21 protein-coding genes are annotated in these 14,385 nt (G+C 70.4%); 15 read left to right on the forward strand and 6 right to left on the reverse strand.

The genetic code is table 11. The features are described 5' to 3' along the window. Positions 1-8 precede the first annotated feature (8 nt). The gene (locus tag OG556_RS14665; RefSeq protein WP_371517426.1) at positions 9-1,943 is read right to left on the reverse strand and encodes a hypothetical protein; all 1,935 of its coding nucleotides are present in this window, start codon (positions 1,941-1,943) and stop codon (positions 9-11) included. Positions 1,944-2,254: 311 nt separating this feature from the next. Here OG556_RS14665 and OG556_RS14670 point away from each other — a divergent pair, with 311 nt between their 5' ends. The 3 genes from OG556_RS14670 (at position 2,255) to OG556_RS14680 (ending at position 4,838) form a co-directional block, all read left to right on the forward strand. Next, positions 2,255-2,989 carry a chitinase gene (locus tag OG556_RS14670; RefSeq protein WP_371517427.1) on the forward strand — a complete coding sequence of 245 codons (735 nt, stop codon included), beginning with the start codon at positions 2,255-2,257 and terminating at the stop codon, positions 2,987-2,989. A gap of 171 nt (positions 2,990-3,160) precedes the next feature. Beyond that, positions 3,161-3,985: a methyltransferase domain-containing protein gene (locus OG556_RS14675; protein WP_371517428.1), complete on the forward strand. Its 825-nt coding sequence runs from the start codon at positions 3,161-3,163 to the stop codon at positions 3,983-3,985. Between the two features lie 118 nt (positions 3,986-4,103). Next, a complete protein-coding gene (locus OG556_RS14680; RefSeq protein ID WP_371517429.1) occupies positions 4,104-4,838 on the forward strand; it encodes a DsbA family protein in 735 nt (244 codons plus the stop codon). 86 nt (positions 4,839-4,924) lie between these two features. Here OG556_RS14680 and OG556_RS14685 read toward each other — a convergent pair whose 3' ends face one another. The 5 genes from OG556_RS14685 to OG556_RS14705 form a co-directional block, all read right to left on the reverse strand. After that, complete coding sequence (locus OG556_RS14685) at positions 4,925-5,329, reverse strand: DUF3052 domain-containing protein (protein ID WP_371517430.1); 405 nt, start codon at positions 5,327-5,329, stop codon at positions 4,925-4,927. A 104-nt stretch (positions 5,330-5,433) separates the two neighbouring features. Further along, on the reverse strand, positions 5,434-5,634 hold the full coding sequence (locus OG556_RS14690) for a hypothetical protein (RefSeq protein WP_371517431.1): 201 nt from the start codon (positions 5,632-5,634) through the stop codon (positions 5,434-5,436). Between the two features lie 77 nt (positions 5,635-5,711). Next, positions 5,712-6,089, reverse strand: coding sequence for a hypothetical protein (locus OG556_RS14695; RefSeq protein ID WP_371517432.1), 378 nt, complete (start codon positions 6,087-6,089; stop codon positions 5,712-5,714). A 105-nt stretch (positions 6,090-6,194) separates the two neighbouring features. Next, positions 6,195-6,458 carry a hypothetical protein gene (locus OG556_RS14700; protein WP_371517433.1) on the reverse strand — a complete coding sequence of 88 codons (264 nt, stop codon included), beginning with the start codon at positions 6,456-6,458 and terminating at the stop codon, positions 6,195-6,197. Next, positions 6,458-6,829 (reverse strand): ATP-binding protein, encoded by a 372-nt coding sequence (locus OG556_RS14705; protein WP_371517434.1) that lies wholly within the window; start codon positions 6,827-6,829, stop codon positions 6,458-6,460. The genes OG556_RS14700 and OG556_RS14705 overlap by 1 nt, the downstream gene beginning before the upstream one ends. Positions 6,830-7,004: 175 nt before the next feature. Here OG556_RS14705 and OG556_RS14710 point away from each other — a divergent pair, with 175 nt between their 5' ends. From OG556_RS14710 to OG556_RS14765, 12 genes are all read left to right on the forward strand, one after another. Beyond that, complete coding sequence (locus OG556_RS14710) at positions 7,005-7,895, forward strand: helix-turn-helix domain-containing protein (protein WP_371517435.1); 891 nt, start codon at positions 7,005-7,007, stop codon at positions 7,893-7,895. Positions 7,896-7,905: 10 nt separating this feature from the next. After that, entirely contained in the window at positions 7,906-8,106 is a 201-nt protein-coding gene (locus tag OG556_RS14715) for a DUF397 domain-containing protein (RefSeq protein WP_371517436.1), read from the forward strand. A gap of 29 nt (positions 8,107-8,135) precedes the next feature. Further along, the gene (locus OG556_RS14720; protein ID WP_371517437.1) at positions 8,136-8,336 is read left to right on the forward strand and encodes a DUF397 domain-containing protein; all 201 of its coding nucleotides are present in this window, start codon (positions 8,136-8,138) and stop codon (positions 8,334-8,336) included. Positions 8,337-8,422: 86 nt separating this feature from the next. After that, on the forward strand, positions 8,423-8,995 hold the full coding sequence (locus OG556_RS14725; RefSeq protein ID WP_371517438.1) for a DUF1707 domain-containing protein: 573 nt from the start codon (positions 8,423-8,425) through the stop codon (positions 8,993-8,995). Positions 8,996-9,271: 276 nt separating this feature from the next. Next, entirely contained in the window at positions 9,272-9,790 is a 519-nt protein-coding gene (locus OG556_RS14730; protein WP_371517440.1) for a DUF6879 family protein, read from the forward strand. A gap of 197 nt (positions 9,791-9,987) precedes the next feature. Further along, positions 9,988-10,230, forward strand: a complete 243-nt coding sequence (locus OG556_RS14735; protein ID WP_371517441.1) for a hypothetical protein — start codon at positions 9,988-9,990, stop codon at positions 10,228-10,230. Positions 10,231-10,235: 5 nt separating this feature from the next. Next, positions 10,236-10,751 carry a DUF6879 family protein gene (locus OG556_RS14740; protein ID WP_371517442.1) on the forward strand — a complete coding sequence of 172 codons (516 nt, stop codon included), beginning with the start codon at positions 10,236-10,238 and terminating at the stop codon, positions 10,749-10,751. Positions 10,752-10,757: 6 nt separating this feature from the next. Further along, positions 10,758-11,606 carry a helix-turn-helix domain-containing protein gene (locus tag OG556_RS14745; protein ID WP_371517443.1) on the forward strand — a complete coding sequence of 283 codons (849 nt, stop codon included), beginning with the start codon at positions 10,758-10,760 and terminating at the stop codon, positions 11,604-11,606. Between the two features lie 118 nt (positions 11,607-11,724). After that, on the forward strand, positions 11,725-11,871 hold the full coding sequence (locus OG556_RS14750; protein WP_371517444.1) for a hypothetical protein: 147 nt from the start codon (positions 11,725-11,727) through the stop codon (positions 11,869-11,871). Continuing rightward, positions 11,868-13,046 carry a methyltransferase domain-containing protein gene (locus OG556_RS14755; RefSeq protein ID WP_371517445.1) on the forward strand — a complete coding sequence of 393 codons (1,179 nt, stop codon included), beginning with the start codon at positions 11,868-11,870 and terminating at the stop codon, positions 13,044-13,046. The genes OG556_RS14750 and OG556_RS14755 overlap by 4 nt, the downstream gene beginning before the upstream one ends. A 137-nt stretch (positions 13,047-13,183) precedes the next feature. Further along, positions 13,184-13,762, forward strand: coding sequence for a DUF4157 domain-containing protein (locus OG556_RS14760; protein ID WP_371517446.1), 579 nt, complete (start codon positions 13,184-13,186; stop codon positions 13,760-13,762). A 133-nt stretch (positions 13,763-13,895) separates the two neighbouring features. Then, a complete protein-coding gene (locus OG556_RS14765) occupies positions 13,896-14,384 on the forward strand; it encodes a hypothetical protein (protein WP_371517447.1) in 489 nt (162 codons plus the stop codon). Position 14,385: the final 1 nt, after the last annotated feature.

The following is a 14,385-nucleotide window of genomic DNA, read 5'->3' on the forward strand; positions in this document are numbered from 1 at the left end:
AGCGCCCGTCAGGCACGCCGGAAGAGGCGGCGCAGGAGGCCGGGGCGGGGTTCCGGCTGTTCCTGGGGCGCCACCTCGGCCTGCTGGGCTTCCCCGACCTCCCGGGCTTCCCTCGCCTCCCGGGCCTCCCTGGCCTCCTGCGCCTCGGCCCGCTCGATCATCCGCCGGGCCAGGTCGAGGTCGGCCCGGGGCAGCCAGGGCGCGGTGAGCGACAGCGCGGCGAGCGAGCGCAGGACGGTCACCACACGGGTGCGGCGGGCCCGGGCGCTGTAGTGCAGCCGCTGCCGGAGCCGGTCGGCGATGTCGGCGCGGGTCTCGGGGTGCGTCCAGCCGATCGCGACGAGGGCGAAGCCGGCCGCCTCGACCACCCAGTCCTCGGGCCCGAGCAGCAGGTCGACCAGCACGCGGCGGCGCTCGGACTCCTCCCACGGCTGGTCGGTGCGGTGGTGGGCGATGCCGAGGCAGGCGAAGACCTGGACGGCCCGCACCCACAGTTCGGGCTGGTGGGCGAGCAGGGCCCGGCCGAGCTCGTCCTCCCGGGGCATCGGCGGGTGGACGAGCGCGCCGAGCAGGTCGTCGAGCGGCAGCCCGGCCAGCCGGACGGCGTGGTCGTAGGCGGCGGGGACGGTCGCCCAGACGATCTCGGCGGTGGCCCGGACGAGTTCGGCGCTGTCGGGTGCGGGCGGGGCGACGGCCGGGCGCGGGTCGGTGCCGTCCCAGGCCCAGATCCGGGTGGCCGGTTCGGCCAGTGGGAGCCGGGGGTCGGGCTCGGCGACGGACTGGTAGGCGACGGTGGAACGCGGCAGGGCGAGGCGGACGGCCAGCAGGGAGCTGGGCGGTTCCACGGCGGAGGCGCTGCACTCGATCTCGCTGTCGCGGGTGGTGCCGGGGGCGGCGAGCACCTGGTGCAGCACGTTGACGGTCGCCTCGGTGGCGCCGGAGACCATGCCGAGCCAGGGTTCCCGGTGGCTGAGCCGTTCCAGCAGGTCCTGGGCGTACTCGTGGTCCGGGTGGGCGCGGTGGTGGTCGGCCAGGGCGAGCAGGTGGGCGGTGTCGCCGTCGGCGGCGTGCCGCAGGCCGTACCGGGCGGGGGCCGCCTTGGGGTGGTCGGGTTCGGTGGCGAGCACGCGGTCCAGCCAGGGCAGGCCGTCGGCGGGGCGGCCGAGGGCGCCGTACAACTCGGCGACGTCGACGGCGAGGTAGCTGCTGGAGTTGTCCCGCTCCGGTTCGACCCGGGCCAGTTCGGCCTCCCAGACGGCGAGCGCCCGTTCCGGCCGGCCGTGCGCGCGCAGGGCGTTGCCGAGCATCACGGACGGCAGGTAGCCGGGGGACAGCAGGTGGGCCAGTTCGGCGAGTTCGACGGCGCGGTCGGTGGCGCCGAGGCGGCGGGTGAGGCCGGAGGCCATCGCGAGCAGCAGTGCGTGGTCGCCGTGGCGGGCCACCACGGACTGGACGAAGTCCTCGAACGGCTGGACGGCTTCGGCGAGTTCGGCGGGCAGCGGGTCGGGCAGTCCGCCGGTGGCCCGGGCCACCGCCTGGGCGACGGCGTCCGGGTCGACGAGGGCGGGCAGGTCCTCACGGGCGAGCCAGGCGGCGTGCGCCCAGGGTCTCGCGGGCTCGTACTGGATCGCGGAGGCGAGCAGGCCGACGGCGGTGTCCCAGTCCCCGGCGGCGGCCTCGACGTGGGCCCGGCAGGCGACGGTGCCCAGGTAGACCTGGCCGTCCAGCGGGAACAGGTCGCGGGCGGCGGCCGGTCCTCCGGCGGCGGCGCACAACTCGGCCAGTGCCTCGTGCAGTTCGGGGAGCTGGGGGTCGGCGAGGATCGCGTCGGCCAGGTGGTCGGCGGCGTGCGGGAGGTCTCCGGAGTCGATCGCCAGCCGGGCCACCGCCACCTCGCCCTCCGCCGCCAGCCGCTCGTCGCCCTCGTCGTCGGCGTGCCCCATGTGGTCGTCCCCCCGCTCGCGGTGTCTGCCCTGTGCGCGGACGAGGCTATCCCGCGCATCTGATGACCGGATGATCAATTTGTCGGTGTGTCGGACGAGCTGGAATTGGCCTGAATCACGCCCACCTTCTGGGCCGGATACACCTCGAACGAGTGGTTTGGGTGCTGGTCTACGCCTTTTCCCGGAATCGGCGCACCACGATGTTCCCGGCTCTTCGCTCCCGAAGCATCCCTCGATGCACCTACCGATGCACCCACCGGAGCACCACCGGAGCGCCACCGGAGCACCCCGACCCCGACGACAAGCGAGAAGTGACGATGAAGCTCTCCCGCACCCTGTCCATGGCCGCCTCGGCCGCCGTCCTGAGCACCGTCGCCCTGGGCACCACCGCCCTCACCGGGCACGCCACACCCGCGGCCGCCGCCTCGTTCGTGGTCAGCGAGGCCCAGTTCAACCAGATGTTCCCGAGCCGGAACTCCTTCTACACCTACCGCGGCCTGACCGACGCCCTCAGCGCCTACCCCGGGTTCACCACCACCGGCAACGACGCCACCCGCAAGCGCGAGGCGGCCGCCTTCCTCGCCAACGTCAGCCACGAGACCGGCGGCCTGAAGTACGTCGTCGAGCAGAACACCGCCAACTACAGCCACTACTGCGACACCTCGCAGCCCTACGGCTGTCCCGCCGGCAAGAGCGCCTACTACGGGCGCGGCCCGCTCCAGATCAGCTGGAACTTCAACTACAAGGCGGCGGGCGACGCCCTGCACATCGACCTGCTGAACAACCCCTCCCTGGCCGAGAAGGACCCGGCCGTCTCCTGGAAGACCGGCCTCTGGTTCTGGAACTCCCAGAAGGGCGCCGGGACGATGACCGCGCACGACGCCATCGTCAACGGCAAGGGCTTCGGCGAGACCATCCGCAGCATCAACGGCGACCTGGAGTGCAACGGCAAGAACCCGGACGAGCGCAACGACCGCATCAACCTCTACAAGAAGTTCGTCGGCGTCCTCGGCACCGACGTCGGCGGCGGCAACATCTCCTGCTGAAGCGGTGGGAGTTGAGCAGGAAGTCGGCCGGGCCGACTTCCTGCTCACGGGGGCCCTTCGCGGATGCGGCCGTTGCCGTACGAGCGAGTGGCGATGGCACCCGCCCCGGCCACCGTCGCCGATCCACGGAACGACCTGCGGGCGGGGCGCCGAGTACCTACGTTCGGGGACATGACGACGACCGCATCGCAGGAAGCGTTCCTGAAGGCCTTCCACGCCGAGCATCCGGCGCTGACCTCGGACGTGCTCGGCCGCGCCAGGGCTTCGGACGGCAGGACCAGCTACCAGGTCCTCCGCGACCGCGCCGACGGGAGCCGCCGGGTGCTCGACCTCGGCTGCGGCGACGGGCTGTTGCTCGAACTGCTCGCCGGGACCGGCGGTCGCGAGCTGGCCGGGATCGACCTGTCCCCCGAGGCGCTCGCGCTGGCCCGCCGCCGACCGGCCCTCGCGGGCGCCCGGCTGGCCGTCGGACGGGCGCAGGAGCTCCCTTTCACGGACGGCGCGTTCGACGCCTGCGTCTCCCACCTCGCGCTGATGCTGATGGGCGACCTGGAACTGGTCACCGCCGAGATCGCCCGGGTGCTCGCCCCTGGAGGGCTGCTCGCCTGCGTACTCGGCGGCGGAATGGTCGGCGGCGAGGTCCATGAGCGGTTCGGCGAGCGGCTGTCCGCCGCCCTCGCCGCGCTCCCCGCGGACCGTCGCATCCCGGCGCTGGGCGATCGGCGGGCGCGGAGCCGCGAGGGCCTCGCCGGGCTGCTCGGGCCGGCCGGGTTCGGGCCGGTGGGGTGGGAGACGGTCCTCATCGACCTCGGCGGCCCGGCGGAACGGGTGTGGGAGGCCGTGTCCGGCGTCTACGACATGGGCCCGCTCGACGAGGAGGACCGCGCCGCCCTGCGCGAGGCGTTCCTCACGGAGGCCCGGGCGGCGTCGGGCTCGGCGGACGGGCACCTCCCGTACGGGTTCAGGATCCACCTCGCGACGGCGCGGCTGCGGTGAGGCCGGTCCCGTCGGACACCTGAATATTTCATCACGAGAAATATTCAGGTGGTCGTCGGCGTTGGCCACGGAGCCGGGTGCGGGAAGGCCCCGCACGGCTGGAGACGGGAGCGACGCCGTGCGCGTGGAGATCTGGACCGACATCAACTGCCCGTGGTGCTACATCGGCAAGGCCCGGTTCGAGCAGGCCTTGGAGCGGTTCCCCCACCGCGGGGACGTGGAGGTCGTCCACCGCTCCTTCGAGCTCGACCCCCACTCGCCGGCCGAGGCACGGCCGGTCGTCCCGTTGATCGCCGCCAAGTACGGGCTCAGCCTGGAGCAGGCCGAGGCGGCGGAGGCCCGGATCGCGGACAACGCGCACGGGGAGGGGCTGGCGTACCTCCGCGAGGGCCGCGACGCGGCGAACTCCTTCGACATGCACCGCCTGCTGCACTTCGCCAAGGACCACGGGCGGCAGGGGGAGCTGCTGGACGCGCTGTACCGGGCCAACTTCGCCGACGCGCGATCCGCGTTCGCGGAAGGACGGCTGGTGGAACTGGCCGTCGAAGCGGGGCTGGACGGCGAGGCCGCGGCGGCGGTGCTGGCCGATCCGGACGCCTACGCGGAGGCGGTGCGCGAGGACGAGGCGACGGCGGGCGCGATGGGTGCCACCGGGGTGCCGTTCTTCGTGTTCGACCGGCGGCTCGGGGTCTCGGGCGCCCAGCCGGCCGAGACGTTCACGGCGGCGCTGGAGCAGGCCTGGGAGAGCCGGGTGGTGGTGCCGCTGCTGGTCGGCGGCGCCGGTGGCGGCACGAGCGGTGACGGCAGCGGCGAGGTCTGCGGGCCGGACGGGTGCGAGCTGCCGCAGCGGTGAGGCGAGGGGCGCGGAGCAGGAAGTCGGCGGGGCCGACTTCCTGCTCCGCCGACTTCCCGCTCCGCCGACTTCCTGCTCCGGGGGGGTCAGCGCTTGGGGGTGATGAGGCGGATGCCGGTCCAGTCCGCGGCGGCGCTGATGGCCTTGGTCGAGGCGAGGCCGGCGGTCTGGGCGGCCTCGTTGACGTCGCTGGGCTCGATGTAGCCCTCCCGGCCCGACTTCGGGGTGAGCAGCCAGATCATGCCGCCCTCTCCGAGGAGGCCGATGGCATCGACCAGGGCGTCGGTGAGGTCGCCGTCGTCGTCGCGGAACCAGAGCAGGACGGTGTCTGCCGCGTCCTCGTAGTCCTCGTCGACGAGGTCCTGGCCGGTGATCGACTCGATGCCCTCGCGGAGGTCCTGGTCGACGTCGTCGTCGTAGCCGATCTCCTGGACGACCTGCCCGGGCTGGAACCCGAGCCGGGCCGCCGGGTTGGTGCGCTCTGTCGTCATGCCGGTGTTCCTTTGACTTGGAGGCGCCTGTCGCCTCGCATCCGGGTAGCCAACCAGACGCGGACGGTGGTCGGCGCGGAACACGCCCGGGGATTGACGGTACGTCAGATCTCGCGGCAGGAGACGATCCCGGCCGAGCTGACGGCCAGCAGGAGTTGGGCGCCCCCGGTGGCATCGGCCCGGGTGATGGTGGCACCCAGCTCGCCGGGCGGGAGGGGGAACGTGTGCGGGTGCAGGTCGGCGTCATGCGCCACGACCGCGTCGCCCTCGACGTAGAGCAGCAGGTACTCGGCGACGTCGGACACGTCGGGCCCCTCCCCTGGGGTGGCTGGCGCTTGGCCCTGCCCACGCTAAGGGCCGCGCGGGGCGCGGTCGGTGGCATTCACCCGGCACCACTCCCACGGGTGAATCCGGCGGAGGGTGGGCGGGGGTTGGGGCCGGGTTTGAGGTGGGGGCTGGGATGGGGGTTGAGGCGGGCGGGGTGGCCGGCGGCGTTGCGGCCGGCGGCCTCGCGGTAGGCGATGCGCTGGACGGCGGTGAGCAGGCGGTAGAGGTTGAGGGCGGCGTCGGAGCCGTCGGCGACGAAGCCCAAGTGGAAGATGAAGGATTCGAGTTCGCGCCAGTCGAAGTCGTCGGGGACGGGCTGGGCGGCGCCGGGGGCGACGGTGTTGAAGGCGGCGGCGACGGCGTAGTGCGTCGCGGCGAGGGCGTTGGCCAGGGGGGTGGGGCCGAAGCCGGGGTCCGGGTCGGGGTCGGGCATGTCAGGGGTCCTCCTCGTCGGGCTTTGCAACGTTGAGTGCGGTGATGACGCCCAGGACGACGGTGGCGATCGCCAGGGCGAGGAGGACGGCGAAGGCGGTGGCGATCAGGAAGCGCACGGGTCTTCGCGGTCTCGTTCGGCGGCGAGGAGGAGGGAGAGGAGGTTGAGGAGAGTGGAGGCCGGGGCGGTGTTGAAGCGGACGAGGACGCGGCCGTCGATGGTGCGGTCGATGGTGGCGGAGGGGAAGATGAGGCCGAACCTGCGGCCGCGCTCGTCGACTTCGGCGAGGAGCGTGCGGATGTGGTCGTCGGTGTAGTACCGGATCCGGGGGTCGGTCGGGAGCATCGGGCGGCGACGGGGAAGGGGCATCAGGCGGCGTCCAACTGGAGCTCGAACCAGACGGCCTTGCCCTGCTTGCGCAGGTCGGCGCCGAAGCGGTGGGTGAGGGAACGGACGAGGTGCAGGCCTCGGCCGGAGAGCGCGTAGGGGTCGACGGGGGCGCACGGCTCGGGCGGGAGGGCCTGGCTGTCGTCACAGACCGAGACGCGGAGCCGGTGGTTGAGGAGGGAGAGAACGACGAGGGGCGCGAGGCTCCCGGCGTGCTTCCAGGCGTTGAAGAAGAGTTCGTGGAGGGCGAGTTCGGCGTCGGAGATGGTGGGAGGCGGCCAGCCGGCGGTGGTGAGGAGGTCGCACAGCTCGGTGCGGGCGGCGGTCCAGTCGGGAGGGTTGGAAGCACGCATGGGAGACCCCGGGAGGGAGAGGGGGAGTCACTGACGATCCGTCATGTGACCGGTGCAACACTGAGAGTAAGAGCACAGGGCTCACGCGTGCAACCTAATCGCGGAGAAGACCCACCCAGCTTGGATAAGCTCACTCGTGTGGGTGGAGACTGCCCCGACACGGAAGGAACCTCCCTTGGCACTCAGGACCCAAATCAGCGAACGGCAGCGGCGGTTCGGCGCTGAGCTGAGGCGGCTGCGCGAGGCCGCCGGGCTGGCGGTCAAGGATGCCGGTGCCCTCATCGGCATCGCCGGGCCGCAGCTCAGCCACATCGAGGCGGCGCGCACGGCACTCGACTCGGAACGGCTCGCGACTCTTCTTGACGGCTACGGGTGCACGGATGAGACCTATGCCGCCCTCTTGCGCGATCTCGGGGCGAGTGATGGCAAGGGCTGGTGGACCGAATTCAAGGGAAAGGTCCCGCCCCTTGCCCTGGATCTGGCCGAGACGGAGGACCGCTCCGTCCGGTTGCACAGCTACGACTCGCTCTACATCCCAGGGGTGCTGCAACTACCCGACTACGCGAAGGCGATCTACGAGGGTGGTCACGCCAAGAGCCCCTGGGAACCCCAGACGCAGGTCCGTTTCCGAAGCGACCGACAGCGGATCCTCGCAGATGACAAGCCCCGGCAGTTCAAGTTCGTCATCCATGAAGCCGCGCTGCGCATGCGCTTTGCCGGAGACACAGTCATGCGGTCCCAGCTTCTTCATCTGATCGAAGTGGCGGAATCGCCGAATGTCAGCATCCAGGTACTGCCATTCACTGCACCGAGGCATGCGCCGCTCTCGGCTTCATTCCTGTTCTGCGACCCGGGGTGCCTTGAGCTGTCGACGGTGATCCTCTCCGGCCCGAAGCGTTCGGAGCACCTCGGAGACCCAGTCGACGTTGATGCCTACGTCCAGAAGTTTCAGCAGTTGAGCGAGCTCTCACTCCCGCCTGTCGACCGCAACGGCGCCCTGCGTAAGCTCGATACACGTGACTCTTGGGGGCTCATTCACCATCTCCTCTACGAGCTTCAGACCTGAAAGGCATCCGATGTCCCACCTCGTCTGGCAAAAGTCGTCGTACAGCGACGCAGAAGGCGCCGATGCCTGCCTTGAACTTGCCCAGGGCGACGACGACCTCCGCCATCTCCGCGAATCCGACGACCCCGACATCATCGTCACCACCACCACCACCAAACTCCGCGCCCTCATCCTCGGCGCCAAGGCCGGCGAGTTCGACCACCTTCTCTAGCCATCCGCAACGCCTAAACGGAGCTGAACGTGGAGAGAGCGGCCTGGCAGAAGTCATCGTTCAGCGGCTCCAACGAGGGCGGCAGCTGCGTTGAACTCGCCTACGGCGCCGACGACATCCTCCACCTCCGCGAATCCGACGACCCCGACGTCATCCTCACCACCACCACCGCCAAACTCCGCGCCCTCATCCTCGGCGCCAAGGCCGGCGAGTTCGACCACCTCGCCTGAACCCCCGGCGGTCAGCACGCTTGGTGCTGACCGCCCCCGTCCAACTCCCTGTTCCGGGCCGCCCGGCCTGGGTTAGCGTGGACCTCATGTCGAGTGACCTGCCCGCGCTACGGGCATCCCATCAGGACCGGGACCGCATCGTAGAAACGCTGCAGGTCGCCGCCGCAGACGGCCGGCTCACCCCCGAAGAGCTCGAAACCCGACTGGAAGCCGCGCTCTCGGCCCGGACGCTCGGCGAGCTGGCCGAGCTGACCACCGACCTGCCGGGCTTCGCATCGACCGTGGCCGTGCCGAAGGACGTGCTGGTCATCGACCAACGCGGCGGCAAGTACACCCGGGCCGGACGCTGGGTTGTCCCCCGGCACATCGAGTTGCGGCCGAAGCACTGCACGGTCGTCCTCGACTTCACCGAGGCGGTCATCACGGCCGACACCGTTCAGATCGACGTGTCCCTGCGGCACGGCAAGCTGCTCATCATCAGCCCGCCGGGCCTCGTCACCCTCGACACCGACGGTCTCACCCTGGTCTTCTCCAAGGTCAAGCAGCGCTTCGACAGCGGCGGCGACGCCAGGCCCCGGCTCCGCATCGAGCTCGTCGGCACCCTCAAACACGCCTCGGTCGTCGCGCGCCCTCCCCGCCGCCGCCTCTTCAGCGCTTGAGGCATACCCACTCCACAGCTACACACCCTCGCCCGCTCGTCGATCCCGACGAGCGGGCGCTCTCGTTCATCCGCAGGCCTACGGACCTCAAAGGCACTGCCATGACTCCTCGTTGGCCGATTCCAGCCTTCCGGCACGACCACGCTGGTGACCTCCTCTCCAAGCATCTCCGCTACACACCGATCCCCGGCCGTCTCACGAAGATCGGCTCCCAGAGGCGCGCGGTCGTGGTCGAATCTCCCGAGCGAACGATGCAGTTCTTCCCGGAGGTGAACGATGCCCGCAGAGACCCCACTTGAGGACCTGCTGCGATCCTGCACCCACTCCGCGCTTCACCTTGAGATGCGCGACGGCTACATGCGGGACGACCCGCTGTTCCTCCGCTGGCTCGACGGGCACCGGGACGATCCGGCCGACCGCTCGTCGTGGTGGAGCCCGTGGCTGCAGCTGATCCACGAAACCACGGCCCGAGGCGTCGAGGTCCGACGCGCCCGCGTGGTGTCGGAGCCGGTGAGCGAGTACATCCGGTTCGAACACGAGATCACGTTCCGGAACATCGCCTCCGGCGAGCAGGTCCGGTGGCTCCCCCGCCAACAGACGACCGACCTGGCGCTCCCCGGCAATGACTTCTGGCTCATCGACGGTCAGCTACTCGTCGTCCACCACTTTGGCGGCGAGGGCGACTTCGTCGACGACGAGATCAGCACCGACCCGCAAACCGTGAAGCTCTCTCACTCCGCGTTCGAGGCCGTCTGGGAACGGGCGGTCCCACACGAGGACTTCCAGCTCCACTGACCGGCGCACGAGCGTCATCCGGCGTCCTGCAAGGCAATCTGGCGTTGGCCAAGTGCCCGTAGGAGGAGGCCGCACCCGCCCGCTCGTTGGAGCCCAACGAGCGGGCGGCAACCGCCCCACCGCCCTCTTGACGGCCATCCACCGGGAGGGTGAAGCTCACGCACACCGGTGCACCCCACTCGACTACGGGAGTGAGAATGGCCCTGAGGTTCCTCGGCATCATCCCGAACACCCCGGACACGGACTCGCCGACGATCTGGTTGGACGAGGAGACCGGAGACTTGCTGATCCAGTCCTACAAGGCCACGGACGACGAAGTGAAGGCATGCCAGGAGATCGGTTCGATCCCCGGCCACTCCACCGACGTGCCCGATCACGAGACGATCATCAGGCTTCCCAAGATCATGCTTCAGTTCATCCCCAAGCCCGACAGTGAGTAGGAGCGATGACAAACCCGGTACTTGAGGGCCTGGCCGAGGCCAAGGTTTCCGCCGTGCATCTTGAGATGCGCGACGCCTACCAGCCCAGCGACCCCGAGTTCATCGCGTGGCAGCAGGGGAAACGCCTTGACCCTGCTGCCGAGCGGTCGTCCTGGTGGCGCCCGTTCCTGGACGTGGTGACCGAGACGACGGCGCGCGGTGTCGTGATGAGGCGCGCCCGGATCATCTCCGAACCGGTCACCGACTACATCCGGTACGAGTACGACGTGACGTTCCCGAACGTCCGAGCAGGCGAGCAGATCCGTTGGCTTCCCCGCCGGAAGGCAGCGGACATCGCGCTGCCCGGTACCGACCTGTGGCTGTTCGACGGGTCGTCGGTGCTGTTCACGTACTTCTCGGGTGTCGGTGAGGTCGTCGACCGTGAGTGGCGCACCGAGCCGGCCGTCGTCGAACTGGTGAAGTCGGCGTTCGAGGCGGTGTGGGACCGGGCCACACCGCACGAGGAGTACCGGCTTCACTGATCCACCATGGCTGCCTCGCCCTCTTCAAGTGCCCAGCAGGCCCGTCATGTTCTGGCGAATCGGCTCGCCGAACTGTGCCGGGATGCTGGGCTCACCGGGCTTGGCATCGCACGCCTGTGCGGCTGGCATCCGTCGAAGTCGTCCCGGATCATCAACGCCCGAACTCCCCCGTCCGCCGACGATATCCGGGCGTGGTGCCAGGCGTGCGGGGCGGAAGACCAAGCCGAAGACCTGATTGCCTCGCTGCGGACCGTCGAAGACATGTGGATCGGCTGGCGGCGCATGGAACGGTCCGGGCTCAAGCGGGCGCAGGAAGCGCGCCTGCCCCTGTACCAGCGCACGCGACGCTTCCGCTCGTACTCGTCATGGCTTGTGCCCGGATTGATCCAAACTCGCGGCTACACCGAGTCGGTGTTGCGCGCTGTGCAACGCCGCAGGGTCGAGGTGGACGACGTGGCCGAAGCGGTGACGGCCCGCATGGAACGTCAAGCAGTCCTGCACGAGGGGGGCCGACGGTTTGCCTTCCTCATGGAGGAGTCAGTGTTGCGCAACGGACTCGGCGGCGTTGACGTGCTGATCGAGCAGCTCGGCCATCTGCTCACGGTCGGCTCGCTGCCGAGCGTGAGCCTGGGCATCGTGCCCGATCAGCCGGGTCGGACGCGGATGCCGGTAGAGGGGTTCTGGATCTTCGACGCTGCACAGGTCAATGTCGAGCTGGTCTCGGGCTATCTCACGATCACGCAGCCCAGCGAGGTCGCGACGTATGCCGACACGTTCGCCGAACTGGCTGACATGGCGGTCTACGGCCCGGACGCCCGGACGCTGATCACCTCGGCGATCAACTCTCTCGGGTGAATCTGTGCAAGATCGTGCAATGTCGTAGAGCCCAACCAGCCTGTGTTCCTAGCGTGTTGCCATCGGGTCCAGCAGCTTCGAGGAAGCGACCGACCCGACCGACAGAGAGGGGAAAACCATGGGCAAGCGCGGTGGCGGCTCGGGCGACGGCAAGGGCGGCGGGCAGCAGGACGACTCCAACAAGGGCGCCGGGCACGGCGGCGGCGGGTCCGACGAGGGCGGCAACACCTCGGACGGCCAGGGCCCGGCGGGCGGCGGCAAGTGACCAGCGAAACGCACCAGGAGGCGGGCCCTCAGGGGCTCGCCTCCGCGCTGGTGGCCGGCGGCGCGCTCGTCTCGGACTGGCTGCCCTCCTTCAACGCGGTGCCCCGCGAGCTGTTCGTTCCGGACCGCATCTGGCCGGGCATCGAGGACGGCACCCGACAGAACCCCGTCGTGTACCGGTCGCAGGAGCCCGAAGCATGGCGGGAGGCCGTCTACTCGGACATCCCGCTGACCACCCAGTGGGACGACGGAGACCACCAGGGCGACGGGCTCGGCACCACCCCGAGTTCGTCCAGCTCCATGCCGACCATGGTGTTCTCGATGCTCCAGGACCTCGACGTGCGCCCAGGAAACAGGGCCCTGGAGGTCGGAGCCGGCACCGGCTGGAACGCGGGCCTGCTCGCCCACCGCCTCGGCAACCACCACGTGGTGACCGTCGAGTACGACCCCGACGTCGCTCGCGGCGCCCGGGAGAGCCTGCACCGGGTCGGGCTCGCGCCCACCGTGGTCGAGGGCGACGGACGACAGGGCTGGTCGGACGGCGCCCCCTACGACCGGATCATCGCCACCTGCTCCCTGCTGGAGATCCCTCCCGCGTGGCTGGAGCAGACGGCCCCCGGCGGAATCATCGTGGCGCCCTTCGGCACCGAGTTCGGCGGCGAGCAGATCGTCAGGCTGACCATGAGCGAGGACGGGACGAGCGCGAGCGGCAGGTTCACCAGAGGCTCCGCGTTCATGCGGCTGCGCCAGCAGCGCACGGACCGGCCGCCCTTCGAGGACTACCTGCGCGGGGAGCCTTGGCCCGCCGATGCGGTGAGAAGTAGCACCGAGCTGTCTCCTCCCGAAACCGGCGGCTGGTTCGAGCAGTTCGTCATCGGGTCCGGCGTACCCGCCGCGTTCTGGCGGACGGAGCGCTACGACAACGGCGCGTACACACTCTGGCTCTACAGCCGCGACACCCTCTCCTGGGCCTCCGCCGACTACGAGCGGGACCGCACCGAGTACGAGGTCTACCAGTCCGGCCCCCGCAACCTCTGGGACGAGGTGGAGGCCGCCTACCGCTGGTGGGACGGCCACGGCCGCCCCGGCTTCGACCGCTTCGGCCTGACGGTCACACCCGGCCGCCATGCGGTGTGGCTGGACGACCCGAGCAACCCGGTGCCGGTCCGAGGCTGACGGCAGTACGCAAAAACCCTTGCCTCGTAAGCACGTTGATGCCCTCGGGGGCAGGGTTGCTGCCCCCGCCATCCCTACCGCTCCGGGCGTGGGCGGGGTATCCAGGACTCACCGGCCATCGACCCGAAGGGACGCCGATGAGGACCCGCGACAGTGACGACAAGGCGCACTCCCCCTCGACCAGCTCTCCCGCCTCCGCCCGGACACCAGCACCCGCGCTGCTCGGCCTCCAGGCGTCCGTCGGCAACGCCGCCGTCGTCCAGCGGCTCCAGCGGGCCGGCCAGGTGCAGCGCTCCGGCGCCGCCGTCCACGACGTGCTGCGCAGCGGCGGCCGCTCGCTCGACGGCGCCACCCGCGCCGACATGGAGGCCCGCCTGGGCGCCGACTTCTCGGACGTCCGGATCCATGACGACAGCGCCGCCCGGAGCTCCGCCGCCGAGATCGGCGCCCGCGCCTACACCTCCGGCAACCACGTCGTCATCGGCGACGGCGGCGGCGACCGGCACACCCTCGCCCACGAGCTGACCCACGTCCTCCAGCAGCGGCAGGGCCCCGTGGCGGGCTCCGACAACGGCTCCGGGCTGAGCATCAGCGACCCGTCCGACCGCTTCGAGCGCGAGGCCGAGGCCAACGCCCGGCGGGTGCTGTCCGGCCCGGCCGCAGGCCACCAAGCCGACCACGCCGCCGCCCACGAGGACGAGGAGCACGGAGGCTGAGCCGTCTCGCCCCCGCCCATGAACGGGATCGTTCATCGTTTGTCTACCGCCTTGCCCCATGGTCAGTCCCACGGGGCGCCCCGAACTTTCACGGGCGCGATATGGACGAAAGAGGTACCCGGGGATGAAGGCAGTGAAGGCAGTGCGACGCATGGCCGTCGGGGTGGCGGCGACGGCGCTGGCGCTGACGGGGACGATGCTGGGGGCCGGCACCGCGCAGGCGGCGTACGACCCGGTGACCCACACGCTCTGGAACGACGAGCCGCTCTACCCGGGCTGGCACGTCGACTCCGAGAACTCCCGGCTGATCATGCAGTCCGACGGCAACCTGGTCGTCTACCGCGGGTACAACACCCCGAACCCGTTGGCCGTGTGGGACTCCCGCACCAACGTGAACCACTGCGGGTACAAGGCGGTCATGCAGTCCGACGGCAACCTGGTCGTCTACTCCGCCTCCGGGGGCGTCTGCTGGTCCTCCGGCACGTACGGGCACCCGGGCGCCCGGCTGGTGGTGAAGAAGCTCGGCGGCGTCGCCATCTACTGGGGTGACGGCGAGGTCCCCATCGTCACCACGCCCACCAGCGACATCCGCATGTGGGCGATGTCCTCGGACCTCTACTAAG

The organism is Kitasatospora sp. NBC_01300 (assembly GCF_041435235.1).
Lineage (GTDB): Bacteria > Actinomycetota > Actinomycetes > Streptomycetales > Streptomycetaceae > Kitasatospora.

Excerpts from the sequence above, each read along its gene's own strand:
- OG556_RS14750 (WP_371517444.1), top strand. The coding sequence starts at position 11,725 with ATGGGCAAGCGCGGTGGCGGCTCGGGCGACGGCAAGGGCGGCGGGCAG.
- OG556_RS14735 (WP_371517441.1), top strand. The coding sequence starts at position 9,988 with ATGGCCCTGAGGTTCCTCGGCATCATCCCGAACACCCCGGACACGGAC.
- OG556_RS14730 (WP_371517440.1), top strand. The coding sequence starts at position 9,272 with ATGCCCGCAGAGACCCCACTTGAGGACCTGCTGCGATCCTGCACCCAC.
- OG556_RS14675 (WP_371517428.1), top strand. The coding sequence starts at position 3,161 with ATGACGACGACCGCATCGCAGGAAGCGTTCCTGAAGGCCTTCCACGCC.
- OG556_RS14740 (WP_371517442.1), top strand. The coding sequence starts at position 10,236 with ATGACAAACCCGGTACTTGAGGGCCTGGCCGAGGCCAAGGTTTCCGCC.
- OG556_RS14745 (WP_371517443.1), top strand. The coding sequence starts at position 10,758 with ATGGCTGCCTCGCCCTCTTCAAGTGCCCAGCAGGCCCGTCATGTTCTG.
- OG556_RS14700 (WP_371517433.1), bottom strand. The coding sequence starts at position 6,458 with ATGCCCCTTCCCCGTCGCCGCCCGATGCTCCCGACCGACCCCCGGATC.
- OG556_RS14695 (WP_371517432.1), bottom strand. The coding sequence starts at position 6,089 with ATGCCCGACCCCGACCCGGACCCCGGCTTCGGCCCCACCCCCCTGGCC.
- OG556_RS14715 (WP_371517436.1), top strand. The coding sequence starts at position 7,906 with ATGTCCCACCTCGTCTGGCAAAAGTCGTCGTACAGCGACGCAGAAGGC.
- OG556_RS14665 (WP_371517426.1), bottom strand. The coding sequence starts at position 1,943 with ATGGGGCACGCCGACGACGAGGGCGACGAGCGGCTGGCGGCGGAGGGC.
- OG556_RS14725 (WP_371517438.1), top strand. The coding sequence starts at position 8,423 with ATGTCGAGTGACCTGCCCGCGCTACGGGCATCCCATCAGGACCGGGAC.
- OG556_RS14760 (WP_371517446.1), top strand. The coding sequence starts at position 13,184 with ATGAGGACCCGCGACAGTGACGACAAGGCGCACTCCCCCTCGACCAGC.
- OG556_RS14685 (WP_371517430.1), bottom strand. The coding sequence starts at position 5,329 with ATGACGACAGAGCGCACCAACCCGGCGGCCCGGCTCGGGTTCCAGCCC.
- OG556_RS14705 (WP_371517434.1), bottom strand. The coding sequence starts at position 6,829 with ATGCGTGCTTCCAACCCTCCCGACTGGACCGCCGCCCGCACCGAGCTG.